Raw genomic sequence first — 19029 nt, forward strand, 5'->3', positions numbered from 1 at the left:
ACGCCGGGCCGCGATCGCGCTCGTTGCGGATGCGGGACCGATCCGGCCGGATGCCGCGGGGCACGCGACATCCGACAGGACCGTTCGAACGCGGACTCCCCGGCGAACCCGGACTACTCGGCGAGCACGGGCTCCGACAGTTCGGCGCGCACCGCGCGAGTCGCCTGGATGATGTGCTCGAGCGACGCGACGGTCTCGTCGTAGCCGCGGGTCTTGAGCCCACAGTCGGGGTTCACCCACAGTCGCGCCGCCGGGATCTCGGCGACCGCGCGCTCGAGCAGTGCCTGCACCTCGGCTGCGCTCGGCACGCGCGGCGAGTGGATGTCGTACACGCCCGGCCCGATCCCATGGTCGAACCCGCTCTCGCCGAGATCGTCGACGACTTCCATGCGGCTGCGTGCCGCCTCGATCGAGGTGACGTCGGCGTCGAGGTTCCTGATGGCGTCGATCACGACGCCGAACTCCGAGTAGCAGAGGTGGGTGTGCACCTGCGTGGCCGGCGCGGCACCGCCGGTGGCGAGCCGGAACGAGCCGACCGACCAGTCGAGGTACGCGGGCTGGTCGGCGCGCTTGAGGGGCAGCAGTTCGCGCAGCGCCGGCTCGTCGACCTGGATGACCCGGATGCCGGCCTGCTCGAGGTCGTCGATCTCGTCGCGGAGGGCGAGCGCGACCTGTCGTGCCGTATCGCCGAGCGGCTGGTCGTCGCGCACGAACGACCATGCGAGGATCGTCACCGGACCGGTAAGCATGCCCTTGACCGGCTTCTCCGTGAGCGACTGCGCGTACGTCGACCACTCGACGGTCATCGGAGCCGGACGCGAGACGTCACCCCAGAGGATCGACGGCCGCGTGCAGCGCGACCCGTACGACTGCACCCAGCCGTGCTGCGTGACGGCGAAACCGTCGAGCAGCTCGGCGAAGTACTGCACCATGTCGTTGCGCTCGGGCTCGCCGTGCACGAGCACGTCGAGGCCGAGCTCCTCCTGCAGCCGGACGACCCGGTCGATCTCGTCGCGCATGAGCTGCCGGTAGCCGCTCTCGTCGAGTTCGCCCCTGACGAGTCGCGCGCGCGCCCGCCGGATGTCGCCGGTCTGCGGGAACGAGCCGATCGTCGTGGTCGGCAGCTCGGGCAGCTCGAGGCTCGCCTGCGCGGCGACCCGCTCGTCGTACGAAGCGCGAGTGAAGTCGCCTGCGGCGAGCGCCGCGAGCCGCTCTCGCACTGCGGGAACGCGTACGCCCGCCGCGGCGGCGCGATCTGCAAGGGCTGCGGATGCCCCGGCGAGGTCGGTCTCGATCGCCTCACTGCCCTCGGTCAGTCCGCGAGCGAGCGTGGCGACCTGCGCGACCTTCTGGTCGGCGAACGCGAGCCAGCTCACGAGGCGCGGGTCGAGCAGGGTCTCGTCCTCGACGTCGTGCGGCACGTGCAGCAGCGACGTCGAGGTCGACACCGCGACCGAGTCCGACAGGTGCTGCACCGCCTCGGCCCGTGCGAACGCCGCCGCAAGGTCGCCGCGCCAGATGTTGTGACCGTCGACGACACCCGCGACGAGCGTCTTCGCCGCGAGCGACTCCTCGGTCACGGGGTCGAGGTGTGCGGGCGCGGTGCCGCGCACGAGGTCGAGCCCGATCGCCTCGATCGGCGTCGCCGCCAGCACCGGCAGCGCGGCGTCGAGCGACCCGTAGGGTGCGGCCACGAAGATCGAGGGTCGCGCGTCAGCTGCGCCGAGTGCGTCGTAGGCGGCCGCGGCGGCCTCGAGCACGCGCTCACGCCGCTCGTCGAAGCTCTCGCTCACGAGCGCGGGCTCGTCGAGCTGCACCCACTCGGCGCCCGCCGCAGCGAGCCGCTCGAGCAGTTGCGCGTACACGGGCACGAGGTCGGCGAGGCGGTCGAGCGGGCGGAAGCCGGCCGGCGCACCATCTGCCGGCTTGGCGAGCAGGAGGAGGGTCACGGGCCCGACGATGACGGGGCGCGTGAGGAACCCCTGCGCCTTCGCCTCGGCGAACTCCGCGAGGATGCGTTCGGGGTGCAACTCGAACGCGGTGTCGGGGCCGATCTCGGGCACCAGGTAGTGGTAGTTCGAGTCGAACCACTTCGTCATCTCGAGCGGGGCGTCGTCGCCGACGCCGCGGGCGATCGTGAAGTACGCCGCGAGGTCGACGCCGCCGTCGGCCGCCAGGAACCGGGCGAACCGGGGCGGCACGGCACCCACGGCGACCGCTGCGTCGAGCACCTGGTCGTAGTACGAGAACGACTCGGGGATCGCCGATCCGGTGCGTTCGAGGCCCAGCCCGGCGAGTCGCTCGCGGGTCGCGGCGCGCAGTTCTGCGGCTCGGGCCTCGAGCTCGGCGGCGTCGATCGAGCCGGCCCAGAACGCCTCGACCGCCCGCTTCAGTTCGCGGCGGCGGCCGATGCGCGGGTAGCCGAGGATCGTCCCCTCGGGGAATGCATGTGCGGTCATCGTGATGTGTTCCTCTCATTGGCGAGCTGCGGGGTGGTGTGGAGGTCGAGACGACCGAGCACGGCGAGCACGGCGTCATGCCGGTTGAAGGTGTACAGGTGCAATCCGGGGGCGCCGCCGTCGAGCACGTCCTGCGCGAGTCGGGCGGCATAGGCGATGCCGAGCTCGGCGCACGATTCGGCGTCGGGCTCGATCTCGAGGTCGATCGCGAGCTCCGACGGCGGTTCGACTCCTGTGAGCTCGGTGAGCCTCGCGAGCCTGGCCGGAGTGGTGACCGGCATGATGCCGGGAACGATGGGGATCGTCACCCCGGCCGCACGGGCGCGCTCGACGAACCCGAGGTAGTCGTCGGCGTGCCAGAACAGCTGGGTGATCGCGAGGTTCGCGCCGGCGACCTCCTTCGCGAGCAGGGCATCGACGTCCTGGTTCAGACCGAGGGAGCGCGGATGTCCCGTGGGGAAGGCCGCGACCGCGACCCGCTCGGGCCGTCGCCGCTCGCCGATGCGCGAGGCACCCGGCACGCCGGGAATGCCCTCCTGGGCGAACGGCTCGCGCTCCTCCTGCACCCGGTGGATGAGCTGCACGAGCTCGGCCGCGCTGCCGAGGTCGCCGATGCCGGCATCGGGGTCGGCACCCGCGGGGGGGTCACCGCGAAGCGCGAGGAAGCTCGTGATGCCCGCGTCGAGGAACTCGCGCACGAGGCGATTCGCCTCGGCGTGCGATGAGCCGACGCACGTGAGGTGCGCCATGGGCTCGACGTCGGTGTTCTCGAGCATGTACCGCAGCACCGTGAGCGAACGGTCGCGCGACGAGCCGCCCGCGCCGAACGTCACCGAGATGAAGGCGGGGTCGACCTCGGCGAGCCGGTCGATCGTGCGACCGAGGGCGAGTGCCGCGGCGTCGCTGCGCGGCGGGAAGAGCTCGAACGAGATCGGAGGGCGCGGCCGACAGTCCGCGTCCGATGCGTCTTCACCGGTGGCTGCCATGAGTCGTCTCCTGCGGTGCGAGCCGGTCGGCGGAGGCACGGCGGGCCGCGTCCCCCTGCCGGAACGGCGGGCGGGTGTCGCGGGCGGGTGCCGGGCTCGGCGGTCGCTCCAGGTGAGGGGCATCCGGCCGCTCACCGACGATCAGGAGCGACGATACGCCTGAGGATCGACCGTCGGAACACATGTGACGGAAGGTGACGATCGCCCCGGGGTGATTCCCTGCGCGCGAAGGGACATCCGCCCGTCGAGCGCCGCTGCTGAACTCGGCGGCGGCGCCGTCAGGCCTCGACGGTCGCCGTGAACCGCGCGAACTGCGCGGCGAGCTCGGGTGACGCGAGCGCACGGATGCGGGTGCCGTCTTCGACGTAGTCGATCGACAGCACCCGGCCAGCCTCGTGCAGGGTCGACACGACCTCGCCGCGGTCGTACGGCACGAGCAGGTCGACCTCGATCGCAGGGTCGGGCAGCATGCGCGAGATCGCCGCGAGCACGTCGGCGATACCCTCGCCGGTGCGTGCCGACGCGAAGATCGCGTTCGGTTCGAGGCCTCGCAGCACGAGCCGCTCTTCGGGTGTCACGAGATCGGCCTTGTTGAACACGATCAGCTCGGGGATGTCGCGGGCGCCGACCTCGCCGATGACGTCGCGCACCGTGGCGATCTGGCCCGCGGGATCGGGGTGGGCGGCATCGACGACATGCACGATCAGGTCGGAGTCGCCGACCTCTTCGAGGGTCGACCGGAACGCCTCGACGAGCTGGTGCGGAAGGTTGCGCACGAAGCCGACGGTGTCGGCGATCGTGTACACGCGACCGTCGGCCGTGGTGTTGCGGCGCACGGTCGCGTCGAGCGTCGCGAACAGGGCGTTCTCGACGAGCACGCCGGCACCGGTGATGCGGTTCAGCAGGCTCGACTTGCCGGCGTTCGTGTAGCCCGCGATCGCGACCGACGGCACGGCGTTGCGCTTGCGATTCGCGCGCTTGGCCTCGCGCGCGGGCTTCATGCCCGCGATCTGCTTGCGCAGCTTCGCCATACGGGAGTGGATGCGGCGGCGATCCAGCTCGATCTTCGTCTCACCCGGTCCGCGCGAGCCCATGCCCGCCCCTGCGCCGCCGACCTGGCCACCGGCCTGGCGCGACATCGACTCACCCCAACCACGCAGGCGGGGAAGCAGGTACTCGAGCTGCGCGAGTTCGACCTGCGCCTTGCCCTCACGGCTCTTGGCATGCTGGCTGAAGATGTCGAGGATGACCGCCGTGCGGTCGATGACCTTGACCTTGACAGCGTCTTCGAGCGCGCGCCGCTGACTCGGGGCGAGCTCGGTGTCGGCCACCACCGTGTCGGCGCCGAGCGACGCCACGACGTGGCGCAGCTCTTCGACCTTGCCGCGGCCGAGATACGTGCTCGGGTCGGGGTTCGGCCGGCGCTGCAGCACCCCGTCGAGCACGCGCGCACCGGCCGTCTCGGCAAGGGCCGAGAGCTCGCGCAACGAGTTCTCGGCGTCGTCGAGCGAGCCCTGCGAGTACACGCCGATGAGCACGACGTTCTCGAGTCGCAACTGCCGGTACTCGACCTCGGTGACGTCTTCGAGTTCGGTCGAGAGGCCGGCGACACGACGAAGCGCGGCCCGCTCTTCGCGGTCGAACTGCTCACCGTCGTTCTCGCCCGACAGGTCATGCGAGCCGTCGGCCATGAGCGCGTCGGCGGCGCCCGTGCCGAAGCGCGTCACGCCGGCCTTGGTCTCTGCGCCGCGCAGCACCCGCTCGACGGCGTCGTCTGCGGCGGACTGTTCGGCATCGTTCATCCTGTCAACACTACTTCGGTTCGCGTGCGATAGGTTCCCCGGTGAGCACTGCATGGCTTCGGACCAGTCCTTAGCATGGCTTCGGACCAGTCCTTCGGTTCGCGTGCGATAGGTTCCCCTGTATGCCTTCGGACCACTACTTCACCGCTCGACCCGCCGGTGAGGCTGCGCTCCGCACGATCACCGTCACGCTTGCCGGACGCGAGCTGACGGTCACGACTGCCGGTGGCGTGTTCAGCCCCGAGCATCTCGATACCGGCACGCGCGTGCTGCTCGAGCGTGTGCCCGCCCCGCCCGCGCGCGGCGACCTTCTCGACCTCGGTTGCGGGTGGGGGCCGATCGCGATCAGTCTCGCGTTGCAGGCACCCGACGCCACGGTGTGGGCCGTCGATGTCAACGAACGTGCGCTCGACCTCATGCGCCGCAACGCCGCGAGCCTCGGGCTCGCCAACGTCAGGGCCGTACTGCCCGACGAGGTTCCGGCCGACGTTCGGCTCGCCGCGATCTGGTCGAACCCCCCGATCCGCATCGGCAAGGCCGAGCTGCACGCACTGCTCGAGTCCTGGCTCCCCCGCCTCGACGACGATGCGAGCGCATGGCTCGTCGTCGCCAAGCAGCTCGGAGCCGACTCGCTGCAGCGCTGGATCGCCGACGAACTCGGCTTCGACGTCGAGCGTGCCGAGACCTCGAAGGGCTTCAGGGTGCTCGAAGCGCGGCGCTGAGCCGAGCTCAGGCCAGCGTCAGCACCCCGTCGAACACCAGCTCGGCAGGACCCGACAGAGCCACATGCTCGCCGTCGTCGGCCTGGAACATGCGCACACCGAGCACGCCGCCCGGAACCTTCACGCGCCAGTCGTTCGGTGCGCCCGCGCCCGCCCAGTGCCGCACTGCGAGCGCGGAGGCGACGGCTCCGGTACCGCACGAGAGCGTCTCGCCCGACCCCCGCTCGTGCACGCGCATGCGGATGCGACCGACGCCGTCTTCGACGAGCGGCTCGGCGGGGACCACGAACTCGATGTTGGCCCCATGGGCGGGTTCGGGGTCGAGGATGGGCTGATAGCCGAGGTCGAGGCCCTCGAGCTCGTCGTCGTCGGCGAGGGCGACCACGATGTGCGGATTCCCGACGTCGATGCCGAGGCCCGGTCGCGGAACTGGAAGCTGCTTCGCCCGCACGAGGGGCTCGCCGCCGTCGAGCCGCCAGAAACCGAGGTCTGCCTGGAACCCGTTGGCGGTGCGGCTCACGGTGCGCACGCCGGCACGCGTGCCGATGGCGATCTCGTCACCGGGGTGCAGGTCGGCAAGTCCCTGGTCGAGCAGGTACTTCGTGTAGACGCGGATGCCGTTGCCGCACATCTCGGAGACCGAGCCGTCGGAGTTCCAGTAGTCCATGAACCACGCGGCATGCGGGTTCTCGGCGAGCGCCGCGGCGCCCGCGTCGAGGTTCGCCGATCGCACTGCGCGGATGACGCCGTCGGCGCCCACGCCGAACCGGCGGTCGCAGATGGCGGCGATCTGCGAGGGCGTCAACTCGGATTCACCCTCGGGATCGCTGAAGAGCACGAAATCGTTGCCGGTGCCCTGGCCCTTGGTGAATCGCAGATCGAACGACATCACCTCAGTCTAGGGTCGCCAGACGGCCGAGTTCGGCGGCGCGGGCCGACGCGTCGTCGGCGTCGATCGTGACGGCATCGCCATAGCGCTTGAACCAGCCGACCTGGCGCCGTGCATAGGTGCGGGTGAGTTGCTGCGTCTCTGCGACCGCGTCGGCGCGGGTCATGCGACCGTTGAGTTCACCGAGCGCCTGCGCGTAGCCGATCGCCTTTCGTGCGGTCACCCCGCGCTCGATGCCGAGCGGCAGAAGGCCGCGCACCTCGTCGACGAGCCCGCGCCGCCACATGTCGAGCGCGCGTGCGTCGAGGCGCTCGACGAGGCGCCCACGCTCGCTGCGCAGGTGCACGATGCGATGCTCGCGCCACGGCACCGGCTCATCGGGCAACCGCGCCGCCTTGGGCTCGCCGGTCAGCTCGATGACCTCGAGCGCGCGAACGATGCGGCGGCCGTTCTGGGCGTCGACGCTCGCCGCAGTCACCGCGTCGATGCCGCGCAGCCTCGCATGCAGGAGCCCGGGACCGAGCTCGGCCAGCTCGGCCTCGAGCCTCGCCCGCAGCTCGGGATCGGTGCCCGGGAACCTGAAGTCGTGGATCACGCTCGACACGTAGAGGCCCGAACCGCCGACGAGGAGGGCGACCGCGCCCCTCGCGACGATCTCGTCGACCACGCCTCGGGCCGCCGACTGGTAGGCCGCCACCGAGGCGTCTTCGGTGACATCGAGCACGTCGAGCAGGTGGTGCGGCACACCGCGGCGCTCGGCGGGCGAGAGTTTCGCCGTACCGATGTCCATGCCGCGGTAGAGCTGCATGGCGTCGGCGTTCACGACCTCTGCGGCTCGGCCGGCCCGTTCGAGTGCCGCCGCGAGGTCGAGCGCGAAGTCGGACTTGCCGGTGCCCGTCGCGCCGACGATCGCGATGAGCGACACGTCAGCGCTGGCCGTCGGTGGGATCGTAGATCGGCATGGTGCCGACGCCGGGTGCGACGAGGGGTTCGGCGGTGCGAGCGCGAAGCGTCGGCAGTCCGAGCGAGACCCGGCGTGCGTCGGATGACCCACCCGCGACCGGCACTGCACAGCTCTCGGCTTCGGCACGATCCCACGCGTCGCCCGCCCGTGTTCGGCGGATGGCCAACGGGTTCTCGTCGACCGAGTCGGCCAGCAGGTGGAACGGCGCGGCGCGGGTGATCGTCACCGACACGACGTCACCCGGTCGAGGCACGTCGGAACCGGCGGGCACCTCGAAGTGCACGAGGCGGCTGTCTTCGGCGCGACCGCTGAGCCGGTGGGTCTCGGCGTCCTTCTTGCCCTCGCCCGAAGAGACGAGCACCTCGACTGCACGGCCGACGAGCCTCTCGTTCTCCTCCCATGAGATGCGCTCCTGCAGCGCGGTGAGGCGCTCGTAACGCTCCTGCACGACGGCCTTCGGCACCTGGTCGTCCATGGTCGCCGCCGGTGTTCCCGGGCGGATCGAGTACTGGAACGTGAACGCCGATGCGAACCGTGCGGCCTCGACGACGCGGAGGGTCTCTTGGAAGTCCTCTTCGGTCTCACCCGGGAAGCCCACGATGATGTCGGTCGAGATCGCCGCGTTCGGGATCTTCGCCCGCACCCTGTCGAGGATGCCGAGGAACTTCTCGGAGCGGTACGACCGGCGCATCGCCTTGAGGATGCGGTCGGAGCCCGATTGCAGCGGCATGTGCAGCTGGGGCATGACATTGGGCGTCTCGGCCATCGCATCGATCACGTCGTCAGTGAATGCCGCCGGGTGCGGGCTCGTGAACCGGATGCGTTCGAGACCCTCGATCTGCCCCGCGGCACGCAGCAACTTGCCGAACGCCTGCCGGTCGCCGAACTCGACGCCGTAGGAGTTCACGTTCTGCCCGAGCAGGGTGACCTCGACGGCGCCGTCGTCGACGAGCGCTTGGATCTCGGCCAGGATCTCGCCCGGCCTGCGGTCCTTCTCTTTGCCGCGCAGTGCCGGCACGATGCAGAAGGTGCACGTGTTGTTGCACCCGACCGAAATCGAGACCCACCCGCTGTAGGTGGAGTCGCGCTTGGTCGGCAGGGTCGACGGGAAGACCTCGAGGGCGTCGAGGATCTCGAGCTGCGCCTCGTCGTTGTGTCGTGCACGTTCGAGCAGGCTCGGCAGCGACCCCATGTTGTGCGTGCCGAACACGACGTCGACCCAGGGCGCCTTCTCGAGGATGACGTTCTTGTCTTTCTGGGCGAGGCAACCGCCGACCGCGATCTGCATGCCGGTGTGGCGACGCTTGACGCCGGCGAGGTGCCCGAGGTTGCCATAGAGCTTGTTGTCGGCGTTCTCGCGCACCGCGCACGTATTGATGACGACGACGTCGGGCTCGGCGCCGTCGGCGGGAACGTACCCGGCCGCCTCGAGCGAGCCGCTCAGCCGCTCGGAGTCGTGGACGTTCATCTGGCACCCGAAGGTGCGGACCTCGTACGTGCGCGGAGCGGGTGACGACTGCGTCACCGCGCCCGATACGACCTCGTGAATGGTGCTCATGATCGCACCAGTTTACGAGCCCGGCGCGGCGATCGCCGCCGTCACCGCCTCGCGCACGATGTCGCTCGAGTAGCCCCGCCGCTGCAGGAACGCCGCGAGGCGGCGCTCGGCGGTCTGTCGGTCGAGGCCGGTGAGCTGGCGAGCCCGACGTTCGGCGACGGCCAGCGCGTTCGCACGCTCGGTCTCGGGGTCGAGGTCTTCGACGGCAGCCTGTGCGATGGCCCCGTCGATGCCTCGGCGGTTCAGCTCGTTCATGATCGCGCCGCTCCCGCGCCCGCGGCGCGCGCCGTGGCTGTGCACGAGCTGTTCGGCGAGCCGCGCGTCGTCGAGGTAACCGAGGCGTTCGTAGCGCCCGATCCACTCGTCGATCTCGTGCTCGTCGAGCCCGTGCTCTGCGAGTACCGAGCGAACCTCGATCACCGAGAGCGCAGATCGCCGCAGGCGGGAGACGACCAGACGGTCGATGCGCTCGTCACGCTCGACCCCGGTCTCGGGCGGGGCGGCGGTCGGCGAGTCGATGACCTCTGCATCGGCGCGCACCCACGGCAGGTACGTGACCGGGGCGAGCCGTTCTGAGGCCGCGTCGCTCATCATGCTCTCCCCGGTCATCGGGCCCTCCCAGTCATCGCACCGCTGCGTCAGGCGCCCTTGCGCTTCGACGTGATCGACTCGACGTTCGACGGAGCCCCCGAGACGGCGGCGGGCTGGCCGATACCGAGCTTCACGAGGATCTTCTGCTCGATGTCGGCCGCGATGTCGGGGTTCTGCAGCAGGAAGTTGCGGGCGTTCTCTTTGCCCTGCCCGAGCTGATCGCCGTCGTACGTGTACCAGGCACCCGACTTCTTGACGATGCCCTGGTCGACGCCGTAGTCGATGAGGCTGCCCTCGCGCGAGATGCCGACACCGTAGAGGATGTCGAACTCGGCCTGCTTGAACGGCGGCGCCATCTTGTTCTTGACGATCTTCACCCGGGTGCGGTTTCCGACCGCATCGGTGCCGTCTTTCAGGGTCTCGATGCGGCGGATGTCGAGCCGCACCGAGGCGTAGAACTTGAGCGCCTTGCCGCCCGCAGTGGTCTCGGGGCTGCCGAAGAACACGCCGATCTTCTCGCGGAGCTGGTTGATGAAGATCATCGTCGTGTTGGTCTGGTTGAGCCCACCGGTGAGCTTGCGGAGCGCCTGCGACATGAGGCGGGCCTGCAGGCCGACGTGCGAGTCGCCCATCTCGCCCTCGATCTCGGCGCGCGGCACGAGGGCCGCGACCGAGTCGATGACGATGAGGTCGATCGATCCCGACCGCACGAGCATGTCGGCGATCTCGAGCGCCTGCTCGCCGGTGTCGGGCTGCGACACGAGCAGAGCGTCGATGTCGACGCCGAGCTTCTTGGCGTACTCGGGGTCGAGCGCGTGCTCGGCGTCGACGAAGGCGGCGATGCCCCCTGCGCGCTGGGCGTTGGCGATGGCGTGCAGCGTGAGCGTGGTCTTGCCCGAGGACTCGGGGCCGTAGATCTCGACGATGCGGCCGCGCGGAAGGCCGCCGATGCCGAGGGCGACGTCGAGGGCGATCGAACCGGTGGGGATGACCTCGACCGGCGCGCGCTCTTCGCTGCCGAGGCGCATGACCGAGCCCTTGCCGAACTGACGGTCGATCTGCGCGAGGGCGGTTTCGAGTGCCTTCTCGCGGTCTGCTGGTGATGCCATGGTGTGGGCTCCTTCGATGCTCGGTTGCTGCTGCCTCTAGGCTGTCGTTCCACGTTGCGGGCCCCGGCTGACCGGTGCTGACCCGCGGCGTCTCGCGACAAGGCGGTTGCGGTGTGTTCCGACGCATCGACCGTATGGCCGGCCACCGACATCGGACGCCGTCACCGGCGGAGATGTGGATGGATGCGCTGGAACTCCTGCTGTTGAGGAGACTACCCCAGCGACCGAACAGATGTTCGAAGATACCCCGCGTGTCGAGGACGTCTTCGGGGATCGGGCAGCGCTCAGCGTCCGCCGTGGCGACTGTCGCCCGGCACCGGCCTGCCGGCTCCGTGGCGGCGCTCCTCCGGGACATCCGTCGCATCGCACAACGCGAGCCAGACCTCACGCGGTCGCACGCCCGCCGCGAGCGCCTCGCGGGCCGTGCGCCCGCCGAGCTTCGCGAGCACGAGGTCGTTCACGACGACCCCGCCGTAGCCCACCCCGAACTCGGCGTCGACGGCGATCTGGAACTCGCTGAGCTTCATCGGCCTCTCTCCCGGACACGACTTCGGCCGGTCCGCGGACCGGCCGAAGCATTCGATTGTCTGTGGTGACGGACGCGGTCAGCGCACCATCATGTCGGCGTCGAACTCGGCGACGAGCTCGTCGGGAAGGCTGTCGGGCACCACGCTCAGGCCCTCGAGCACTGCGATGCGGTCGCCGACCTCGTGCATGATCACCGAGATCGGCGTGTCGAGCGCATCGGCGACCGACGCGAGGATCTCGCTCGAGGCCTCTTTCTGACCCCGCTCGACCTCGCTCAGGTAGCCGAGCGCGACGCTCGCCTTGGACGCCACCTGCCGGAGCGTGCGCCCCTTCTGCAGCCGGAAGTCCCTCAACACATCGCCGATCTCCTGTCGAACCAGAACCATCGGGGAACCTCCTCTACTGTGCCTGCGGCCTCGCCGAGACCGGAAACGGGAGAGCCAGTCTACCCGACCCTCGTGGCTTCCAATCTAGCGTGGCACACTGGAGCTTTCGTGTGAACCTCGCCACATGTAACAGGGTGTTCACGAAGAAAATTCCGCTACCGGTCCGCCTCTTCCCACGCCGGCAGTGAGGCGGTGATCGGCTCCGGGGCGGTCGCCTCGAGGCGGGCCTGGCGCCGCTTCAGCCAGACCCCGAGCACGATGATCACCGCGAGCGTCGAGTAGGCGATGATCGCGAATGGGCTGTGCACGAGGTACGAGAGATCACCCTGGCTGATCGCCATCGCCTTGCGGAGCTGCTCCTCGGCCATCGGACCGAGGATGCCGCCGACCACCATCGGCGCCACCGGATAGCCGTACCGACGCATCAGGAACCCGACGAGGCCGATGGCGAGCAGGATCAGCGTGTCGAACACGTTGAAGTGGAGGGCGTACGCCCCGAGCCCCGCGAACGCCAGGATGCCCGCATACAGGTACGGCCGCGGAATGCGGAGCACCTTCACCCACATGCCCACGAGCGGCAGGTTGAGCACGAGCAGCATGACGTTCCCGATGTAGAGGCTCGCGATGAGCGCCCACACGAGACCCGATTGGTTCTCGAAGAGCATCGGGCCGGGCCTGATGCCGTACGACTGGAATGCCGAGATGATGATCGCCGCGGTCGCCGTGGTCGGCAGGCCGAGCGTGAGCAGCGGAACGAGCACGCCGGCCGCAGCGGCGTTGTTGGCCGCCTCGGGCCCGGCGACCCCCTCGATCGCGCCGCGGCCGAACTCGGCACGCGCGTTGCCTCTCGCGAGCTTGCGCTCGGTCGCGTACGAGAGGAACGTCGCGACATCCGCCCCTCCCGCCGGGATCGTGCCGATCGGGAACCCGATCGCGGTACCGCGCAGCCACGGCCGCCAGGAGCGGCGCCAGTCGCGACGCGTCATCCAGTTGCGCCATCCGCGGGTGACCGGGATGACCCGCACCGCCCCGTGCCGAAGCCGTGACGCCACGTAGAGCGTCTCGCCGAGCGCGAAGAGGCCGACGGCGATGAGCACGACGTCGATGCCGTCGGCGAGACTCGCGATGCCGAACGTGTACCGCTGCTGGCCCGACAGCACCTCGGTGCCGACGAGGCCGAGCAGCAGTCCGAGACCGAGCGAGACGAGCCCGCGCGGGACGCTGGAACCGAGCAGCGCGCCCACGGTCAGGAACGCGACGACGATGAGGGCGAAGTAGTCGGCGGGACCGAGCTGCACGGCGAGCTTCGCGATGCCCGGTGCGAGGAACGTGAGCGCGAGCGTCGCCGCCGTGCCCGCGACGAACGAACCGATCGCCGCGGTCGCGAGCGCTGCCGCTCCGCGGCCCGCCTTGGCCATCCGGTTGCCCTCGAGGGCCGTCACGATCGACGACGACTCCCCCGGTGTGTTGAGCAGGATCGAGGTCGTCGACCCGCCGTACATGCCGCCGTAGTAGATGCCGGCGAACACGATGAGCGCACCGGTGGGATCGAGCGAGTAGGTGAGCGGCAGCAGCAGCGCGACGGTCATCGCCGGCCCGATGCCGGGCAGCACGCCGACGGCGGTGCCGATGAACACGCCGAAGAGGGCGTAGAGGAGGTACTGGGGCTGCAGCGCGGTGGCGAACCCCTCGAGGAGGGCGTTGAGGCTATCCATGGAAGATCGGGATCCAGTCGAGGAGCGGGCCGGCGGGCAGGGACAGGCCGAGCCAGGCGCCGAAGACGAGTTGGGTGGTGAGGCCGAGGCCGAGGCCGATGAGCAGTGCCGCCCACCAGCGCTTCGCGCCGAGCGACCACGCGGCGCCCCCGAAGAGCACCATCACCGCGAAGGGCCACCCGGCCCACTCGATGAGCAGGAGCTGGGTGAGGAAGCATGCGACGAGCTTGGCGACGGTGAGCCAGTCGGTCGGGGCGTCGGGGTCGATGTCCTCGCCGTCGTCGGGGACGCCGCGATGCCCGCGCGCGACCTGCACGATGACGGCGACGGATGCCGCGACGAGCAGTAGCCCGACTGCGTAGGGGAATACGCGGGGTCCGAGCACGCTGGCCGAGCCGGGCGGCACCCGGATGAAGCCGGCGCCGACGATCGCGTACACGCCGAGTGCGGCGCAGACGCCCGCGAAGACGAACTCGCCGATCGGCGCACGGACAGGCGCCGACGCGGGGGCTCCCCCCGACGCCGTGGCGTCGCGGGGAGCCGGTGCCGGCGAGGTCATGGCGCGACCAGGCCGATCGTCTGGAGCGTCTCGGTGACCTCGGCGATGTCGCCCTCGAGGAATGACGCGAAGTCGTCGCCGACGAGGAATGCATCGGCCCAGCCCTTCTCCTCGAGCGTGGCGCCCCATCCCGTCGAGTCGTGCAGGTCGGTGACGAGGGTGCGCAGTGCCTCGGCGTCGGCGTCGGAGATGCCCGCGGGCGCGAGGATGCCGCGCCAGTTCGTGAGCTCGACGTCGTAACCCTCCTCGACCAGGGTCGGGGTGTCGGGCAGCAGGTCGACGGGTTCGGGCGACGAGACCGCAAGGGCCCGCAGTTCGCCGGCCTCGATCTGCTCGACGAACTCGCCCACGCCGGAGATGCCCGCCTGCACGGTGTTGCCGAGCAGCATCGTGACGGCTTCGCCGCCGCCCGAGTTCGGGATGTAGTTGAGCGTCGACGGGATGTCGGCCGGGTCGACGCCGGCCTCGGTGAGCAGCATGCCCGCGAGGATGTGGTCTGCGCCGCCGGCCGAGCCGCCCGTGACCGAGATCGCGGCGCCCTGTTCGACGATCGCGTCGACGAGGTCCTCGGCGGTCTTGTAGGGCGACGATGCGGGGACCACGAGCACGAGCGCTTCCTCGGTGAGCTTCGCGATCGGGGTCATGTCCTCGATGCGCACCGCCGAGGCGTTCGTCTCGACCGCGCCGACCATCACGAGGCCGGTGACCATGAGGGTCGCCGGGTCCTTCTCGTTGGCGAGCGCGGCGAGACCGACGGTGCCGCCCGCCCCTCCGATGTTCTCGACCGGGGCGGATCCGACGAGCTCCTCATCGGTCAGCACCTGCGACATCGCCCTGGCGGTCTGGTCCCAGCCGCCGCCGGGGTCGGCGGGCGCGATGAGGTTCACGGACTCGAGCGAGACCGCCTCGTCCGCCCCTGAGCCGCCGGCTTCGGCCGTCGGCGCACTGCAGGCGGCGAGCCCGAGCACCGAGGCGATGCCGAGGCCCGCGATCGCGGTTCGTGCCGCCCCGCGTGAGGGGCGGATGGTGGCCGACGTGCGCGGCCCGCTGTGAGATCGCAATTCTCCTCCTTGAGCGCCCGGGTTCATCCGCGGGCGACGATCGATGTGGACACGACGCTAGGTGCGGGCATCCGTCGCGGGAATGCTGCGGTCGTAACGGTCGTACTGGTCGTATCGGTCGATTCGGTCGTATTGGTCACGGCTGCGGGTGACGTCGACGGGCCATGGATGCCGCACACTGGACTGGTGAGCCGGTCGATGACGCTTGGCATGCAGCTGCTGCTGCTGCAGGTCGCCATCGTGCTCACGACCGTCGTCGGCACCGGTGTCACCGCGATGTGGCTGCAGGAGCAGCAACTGCGCGACGCCTACCAGGACCGCATGATCGCCGTGGCGCAATCGGTCGCCGGGCTGCCCGTGATCATCGGCGCTTTCGACGACGCCGACCCGTCGGCGACGATCCAGCCCGTCGCCGAGGTCGTGCGGGAATCCTCCGACGTGACCTACGTCGTCGTCGCGAACGAAACGGGCATCCGCTACTCGCACCCGAACCCCGACCGCATCGGCGAGAAGGTGTCCACCGACCCCGCCATCCCACTCTCGGGCCAGGTCTACGTCGGAACCCAGACCGGCACGCTCGGCGAGTCCTGGCGGGTCAAGGTGCCGATCTTCGACGCCGACGGCGAGGTGATGGGGCAGGTCTCGGTCGGCATCCTCGAGTCCGATCTCCGCGCCGACTTCCTCGACGGACTCGCGGTGCTGCTGGTGGCGCTCGTCGCCGCGGCCGTGATCGGCGTCGTCGGCTCCGCATGGATCGGCAGGGTCATCCGACGCCGCATCTACGGGCTCGAGCCCGACGAGATCCGCGCCATGCTCGAGACTCGCGAGGCGATGCTCCACGGCATCCGCGAGGGGCTCGTCGCCGTCGACGACGACGGACGGATCCTCCTCATGAACGACGCCGCGGCGCGACTGCTCGACGTGCCCGACGCCGACGCCGTGCTCGGGGCGCGCATCGAGGCGGTGCTCGACGCGGAACTCGCCCGGTTCATCGCCTCGGGTGAGGAGCGTGAGACGCCCGTGCTCTCGGGTGAACGCATCCTGCTCGTGCACGGCGACCGGGTGCGGGTCGACGGCCGCGACATCGGTGCGATCGCGATCCTGCGCGATCGCACCGAACTCGAGGCCATGCTGCGCGAACTGCAGGGCGCACAGGGGCTCGCCGAGGGGCTGCGGGCGCAGTCGCACGAGTTCTCGAACAAGCTGCACGTCGTGAGCGGGCTGCTCGAACTCGGTCACGTCGACGCCGCCATCGCCTTCATCGAGCGTGTCGGCAGCGGCGGCGCGCTCTCAGCGGTCGACGAGCACGACGGCATCGCCGACGTCGAGATCGCCGCGCTCGTGCTCGCGAAACGCTCCCGCGCGCAGGAACTCGGCATCGAGCTCGAGGTCGACGCCGAGTCGCATCTCGACGCCCCATCCGGCCAGCGGGCTCGTACCGATCTCGTGACCGTCGTCGCGAACCTGCTCGACAACGCGATCGAGGCCTGCGCGCTGGGCGGTCGAATCAGGCTCTCGGTGCGCGACGACCTCGAGCCGCAGGCCGTGATCGTGCGCGTCGACGATGACGGCCCCGGCGTTCCCGAAGAGCTTCGCGACGCGATCTTCGATCCCGATGTCAGCGGCAAGGCGCCGTCTCCCGGCAAGGCGCGGCGCGGCATCGGGCTGACGATCGTCAAGCGCGTCTCGGCCCGGCTCGGCGGCGACGCGACCGTGAGCACGGCCCCCGAAGGCGGCGCCCGATTCACGGTACGCCTGCCTTGGGACATCGCCGCGACGCCCGCTGCCCCGGTGAGTGCAGCACAAGCGGGAGCGACGGCGTGAGCCCCGACATCCGCGTCGTCATCGTCGACGACGACTTCGCCGTCGCCCACGTCAACCGCGCGTTCGTCGATGCTCGGCCCGGGTACACCGTCGTCGCCGAGGCGCACACCGGCAGCGATGCCCTTGCCGCGATCGCCGCCCACCGGCCCGGCCTCGTGCTGCTCGATGTCTACCTGCCCGACCTCGGCGGATTGGACGTGCTGCGACGGCTCCGGGCCGCAGGGGACGACGTCGAGGTGATCGCGGTCACCGCGGCGCGGGATCTTGACACCGTGCGCCAGGCGCGCCTGCTCGGCGTTCGCCACTACCTCGTCAAGCCGTTCTCGGGCGCGAGCCTCGGCGAACGACTCGACGAGGTGCGACGCGGCATCGCCGCCGACCGCGCTGCGCCGCGCACGACGCTCGACCAGCGCGCCGTCGACCAGGTGATCGGCGTGTCGCCCGTGCACAGAGCGAGTCTCCCGAAGGGCCTCTCGGCCGTCAGCCTGCAACGCGTGTCGGAGGGGCTCTCGGAGTGCGCGACCGACGCCTCGGCGGCGGAGATCGCCGAATCGCTCGGGATGTCCCGGGTGAGCGCGCGACGCTACCTCGAGCACCTCGTCGCAACGGGCGTCGCTGAAGTCGCGCCGCGGTATGGGTCGGCGGGTCGGCCCGAGCACCGCTATCGGCGGCCGGCCGGGAAGGCGTGAGCCGCTACTCCGGCTCGCGGCCCGGCTCGAGACGCGCCAGGAGCACCTCGAGTGCCGCGTGGACGGTCGCGGCACGGATCGCCGCTCGGTCGCCGTCGAACTCGAGCTCGATCGCCTCGGCCCCCTCGGCGTCGGCGATCCCGAGGTAGACCGTGCCGGGTGCACGCCCGTCCTGCCAGTCGGGGCCCGCGACACCGGTCGTCGCCATGCCGAGGTCAGCGGGCCGCCCGTCGACGGCGAGGGCCGCGCGAACACCTGTGGCCATCTGGCGGGCGACCTCAGGATGCACCGCCCCCTCGCGCGCGAGCAACGCCGCGTCGACGCCGAGGAGCGTGCGCTTCACCGCGGTGTCGTATGCGACGACTCCCCCGCTCACCACGGCCGAAGCGCCCGGGATGCGGATGAGTTCGGCGACGAGCAGCCCGCCGGTGAGCGACTCGGCGACGCCGATGCGAAGGCCACGACGCGTGAGGGCTGCGATGAGCCGAGCGGCCGGGTCTGAGCCGGCGCCTGCAGCTTCACCGTCACGAGCATCTCGGGGCAGGGACATCCGTTCGCCCATCTCAGGCGCCGGTGCCGCCCGAGCGCGCGAGGCGCACGGCGTCGCGCACGTACAGCAGGCCCGACCACACGGTGAGCACGAGTGCGATCGCGATGAGCACCGCGTTGACCCACGCCATCCACTCGCCGAGGAGCGCAGGCAGTGGCGCCAGCGCGAACGAGATCGCGACCGACTGGGCGACGGTCTTCAACTTGCCGCCCGACGAGGCCGGCACGACGTTGCCCCGACCGAGCTCCACGAATCTCCACACGGTGATGCCCACTTCGCGCACGACAATGAGCGCGGTGACCCACCACGGCACCTCGCCGAGGATCGAGAGGCACACCAGCGCACCGCTCGTCAGGAGCTTGTCGGCGATCGGGTCGAGGATCTTGCCCAGGTCGGTGACGAGCCCGCGACTGCGGGCGAGGTACCCATCGACCCAGTCGGTGGAGATCGCGACCACGAACAGCGCGGTCGCGATCCACCGGAGGGCGCCGCCCTCGCCGTCGTCGGCGAGCAGCAGCCAGAAGAACACGGGCGCGAGCAGGATCCGAACAACCGTGATCGCGTTGGGAAGGTTCCAGTTCGCCGATCGCGCGGGGCTGCCGGCGGGATTGGTCATACGGCCAACTGTACCGGGAGA

At 70.4% G+C, this 19029-nt stretch carries 18 protein-coding genes; 3 read left to right on the forward strand and 15 right to left on the reverse strand.

Annotated features, from left to right (window positions below):
* Nucleotides 1-113: 113 nt before the first annotated feature.
* From metE to hflX, 3 genes are all read right to left on the reverse strand, one after another.
* The gene (gene metE, locus LQ757_RS15805; protein ID WP_231048235.1) at nt 114-2459 is read right to left on the reverse strand and encodes a 5-methyltetrahydropteroyltriglutamate--homocysteine S-methyltransferase; all 2346 of its coding nucleotides are present in this window, start codon (nt 2457-2459) and stop codon (nt 114-116) included.
* Nucleotides 2456-3445, reverse strand: a complete 990-nt coding sequence (locus LQ757_RS15810; RefSeq protein ID WP_231048236.1) for a methylenetetrahydrofolate reductase — start codon at nt 3443-3445, stop codon at nt 2456-2458. The genes metE and LQ757_RS15810 overlap by 4 nt, the downstream gene beginning before the upstream one ends.
* 278 nt (nt 3446-3723) lie before the next feature.
* Entirely contained in the window at nt 3724-5247 is a 1524-nt protein-coding gene (hflX, locus tag LQ757_RS15815) for a GTPase HflX (protein ID WP_231048237.1), read from the reverse strand.
* A gap of 122 nt (nt 5248-5369) precedes the next feature.
* Here hflX and LQ757_RS15820 point away from each other — a divergent pair, with 122 nt between their 5' ends.
* Nucleotides 5370-5969: a class I SAM-dependent methyltransferase gene (locus tag LQ757_RS15820; protein ID WP_231048238.1), complete on the forward strand. Its 600-nt coding sequence runs from the start codon at nt 5370-5372 to the stop codon at nt 5967-5969.
* A gap of 7 nt (nt 5970-5976) precedes the next feature.
* Here LQ757_RS15820 and dapF read toward each other — a convergent pair whose 3' ends face one another.
* From dapF to LQ757_RS15870, 10 genes are all read right to left on the reverse strand, one after another.
* Nucleotides 5977-6858, reverse strand: a complete 882-nt coding sequence (dapF, locus tag LQ757_RS15825) for a diaminopimelate epimerase (protein WP_231048239.1) — start codon at nt 6856-6858, stop codon at nt 5977-5979.
* Nucleotides 6859-6862: 4 nt separating this feature from the next.
* On the reverse strand, nt 6863-7783 hold the full coding sequence (gene miaA, locus LQ757_RS15830) for a tRNA (adenosine(37)-N6)-dimethylallyltransferase MiaA (protein ID WP_231048240.1): 921 nt from the start codon (nt 7781-7783) through the stop codon (nt 6863-6865).
* 1 nt (nt 7784) lies between these two features.
* On the reverse strand, nt 7785-9380 hold the full coding sequence (gene miaB, locus LQ757_RS15835) for a tRNA (N6-isopentenyl adenosine(37)-C2)-methylthiotransferase MiaB (protein WP_231048241.1): 1596 nt from the start codon (nt 9378-9380) through the stop codon (nt 7785-7787).
* Nucleotides 9381-9392: 12 nt separating this feature from the next.
* Complete coding sequence (locus LQ757_RS15840; protein ID WP_231048242.1) at nt 9393-9989, reverse strand: regulatory protein RecX; 597 nt, start codon at nt 9987-9989, stop codon at nt 9393-9395.
* Between the two features lie 29 nt (nt 9990-10018).
* Nucleotides 10019-11080, reverse strand: coding sequence for a recombinase RecA (recA, locus tag LQ757_RS15845; RefSeq protein ID WP_231048243.1), 1062 nt, complete (start codon nt 11078-11080; stop codon nt 10019-10021).
* A gap of 284 nt (nt 11081-11364) precedes the next feature.
* Complete coding sequence (locus tag LQ757_RS15850) at nt 11365-11607, reverse strand: DUF3046 domain-containing protein (RefSeq protein ID WP_231048244.1); 243 nt, start codon at nt 11605-11607, stop codon at nt 11365-11367.
* A 78-nt stretch (nt 11608-11685) separates the two neighbouring features.
* Nucleotides 11686-11994 carry a helix-turn-helix domain-containing protein gene (locus tag LQ757_RS15855; RefSeq protein WP_022893434.1) on the reverse strand — a complete coding sequence of 103 codons (309 nt, stop codon included), beginning with the start codon at nt 11992-11994 and terminating at the stop codon, nt 11686-11688.
* Nucleotides 11995-12149: 155 nt separating this feature from the next.
* Complete coding sequence (locus LQ757_RS15860) at nt 12150-13709, reverse strand: tripartite tricarboxylate transporter permease (RefSeq protein ID WP_231048245.1); 1560 nt, start codon at nt 13707-13709, stop codon at nt 12150-12152.
* The gene (locus LQ757_RS15865) at nt 13702-14268 is read right to left on the reverse strand and encodes a tripartite tricarboxylate transporter TctB family protein (RefSeq protein WP_231048246.1); all 567 of its coding nucleotides are present in this window, start codon (nt 14266-14268) and stop codon (nt 13702-13704) included. The genes LQ757_RS15860 and LQ757_RS15865 overlap by 8 nt, the downstream gene beginning before the upstream one ends.
* Nucleotides 14265-15329 (reverse strand): Bug family tripartite tricarboxylate transporter substrate binding protein, encoded by a 1065-nt coding sequence (locus tag LQ757_RS15870; RefSeq protein ID WP_231048247.1) that lies wholly within the window; start codon nt 15327-15329, stop codon nt 14265-14267. Before LQ757_RS15870 ends, LQ757_RS15865 begins: the two co-directional genes overlap by 4 nt.
* Before the next feature lie 186 nt (nt 15330-15515).
* Here LQ757_RS15870 and LQ757_RS15875 point away from each other — a divergent pair, with 186 nt between their 5' ends.
* Nucleotides 15516-17153 (forward strand): ATP-binding protein, encoded by a 1638-nt coding sequence (locus tag LQ757_RS15875; protein WP_231048248.1) that lies wholly within the window; start codon nt 15516-15518, stop codon nt 17151-17153.
* Complete coding sequence (locus LQ757_RS15880) at nt 17150-17842, forward strand: response regulator (RefSeq protein WP_231048249.1); 693 nt, start codon at nt 17150-17152, stop codon at nt 17840-17842. The genes LQ757_RS15875 and LQ757_RS15880 overlap by 4 nt, the downstream gene beginning before the upstream one ends.
* 4 nt (nt 17843-17846) lie before the next feature.
* On the opposite strand, the gene LQ757_RS15885 is transcribed toward LQ757_RS15880, so the two are convergent.
* Both LQ757_RS15885 and pgsA read right to left on the reverse strand, forming a co-directional pair.
* Nucleotides 17847-18392 carry a CinA family protein gene (locus LQ757_RS15885; protein WP_231048250.1) on the reverse strand — a complete coding sequence of 182 codons (546 nt, stop codon included), beginning with the start codon at nt 18390-18392 and terminating at the stop codon, nt 17847-17849.
* A 13-nt stretch (nt 18393-18405) separates the two neighbouring features.
* On the reverse strand, nt 18406-19008 hold the full coding sequence (gene pgsA, locus LQ757_RS15890) for a CDP-diacylglycerol--glycerol-3-phosphate 3-phosphatidyltransferase (RefSeq protein WP_231048251.1): 603 nt from the start codon (nt 19006-19008) through the stop codon (nt 18406-18408).
* Nucleotides 19009-19029 lie beyond the last annotated feature (21 nt).

It is taken from the genome of Agromyces cavernae (assembly GCF_021044935.1).
In the GTDB taxonomy this organism is placed as follows: Bacteria; Actinomycetota; Actinomycetes; order Actinomycetales; family Microbacteriaceae; genus Agromyces; species Agromyces cavernae.

Coding starts and splice junctions, on each gene's coding strand:
- LQ757_RS15850 (WP_231048244.1), bottom strand. CDS start 11,607: ATGAAGCTCAGCGAGTTCCAGATCGCCGTCGACGCCGAGTTCGGGGTG.
- recA (WP_231048243.1), bottom strand. CDS start 11,080: ATGGCATCACCAGCAGACCGCGAGAAGGCACTCGAAACCGCCCTCGCG.
- LQ757_RS15855 (WP_022893434.1), bottom strand. CDS start 11,994: ATGGTTCTGGTTCGACAGGAGATCGGCGATGTGTTGAGGGACTTCCGG.
- LQ757_RS15885 (WP_231048250.1), bottom strand. CDS start 18,392: ATGTCCCTGCCCCGAGATGCTCGTGACGGTGAAGCTGCAGGCGCCGGC.
- hflX (WP_231048237.1), bottom strand. CDS start 5,247: ATGAACGATGCCGAACAGTCCGCCGCAGACGACGCCGTCGAGCGGGTG.
- LQ757_RS15840 (WP_231048242.1), bottom strand. CDS start 9,989: ATGACCGGGGAGAGCATGATGAGCGACGCGGCCTCAGAACGGCTCGCC.
- LQ757_RS15820 (WP_231048238.1), top strand. CDS start 5,370: ATGCCTTCGGACCACTACTTCACCGCTCGACCCGCCGGTGAGGCTGCG.
- metE (WP_231048235.1), bottom strand. CDS start 2,459: ATGACCGCACATGCATTCCCCGAGGGGACGATCCTCGGCTACCCGCGC.
- pgsA (WP_231048251.1), bottom strand. CDS start 19,008: ATGACCAATCCCGCCGGCAGCCCCGCGCGATCGGCGAACTGGAACCTT.
- dapF (WP_231048239.1), bottom strand. CDS start 6,858: ATGTCGTTCGATCTGCGATTCACCAAGGGCCAGGGCACCGGCAACGAT.
- miaB (WP_231048241.1), bottom strand. CDS start 9,380: ATGAGCACCATTCACGAGGTCGTATCGGGCGCGGTGACGCAGTCGTCA.
- LQ757_RS15865 (WP_231048246.1), bottom strand. CDS start 14,268: ATGACCTCGCCGGCACCGGCTCCCCGCGACGCCACGGCGTCGGGGGGA.
- LQ757_RS15810 (WP_231048236.1), bottom strand. CDS start 3,445: ATGGCAGCCACCGGTGAAGACGCATCGGACGCGGACTGTCGGCCGCGC.
- LQ757_RS15860 (WP_231048245.1), bottom strand. CDS start 13,709: ATGGATAGCCTCAACGCCCTCCTCGAGGGGTTCGCCACCGCGCTGCAG.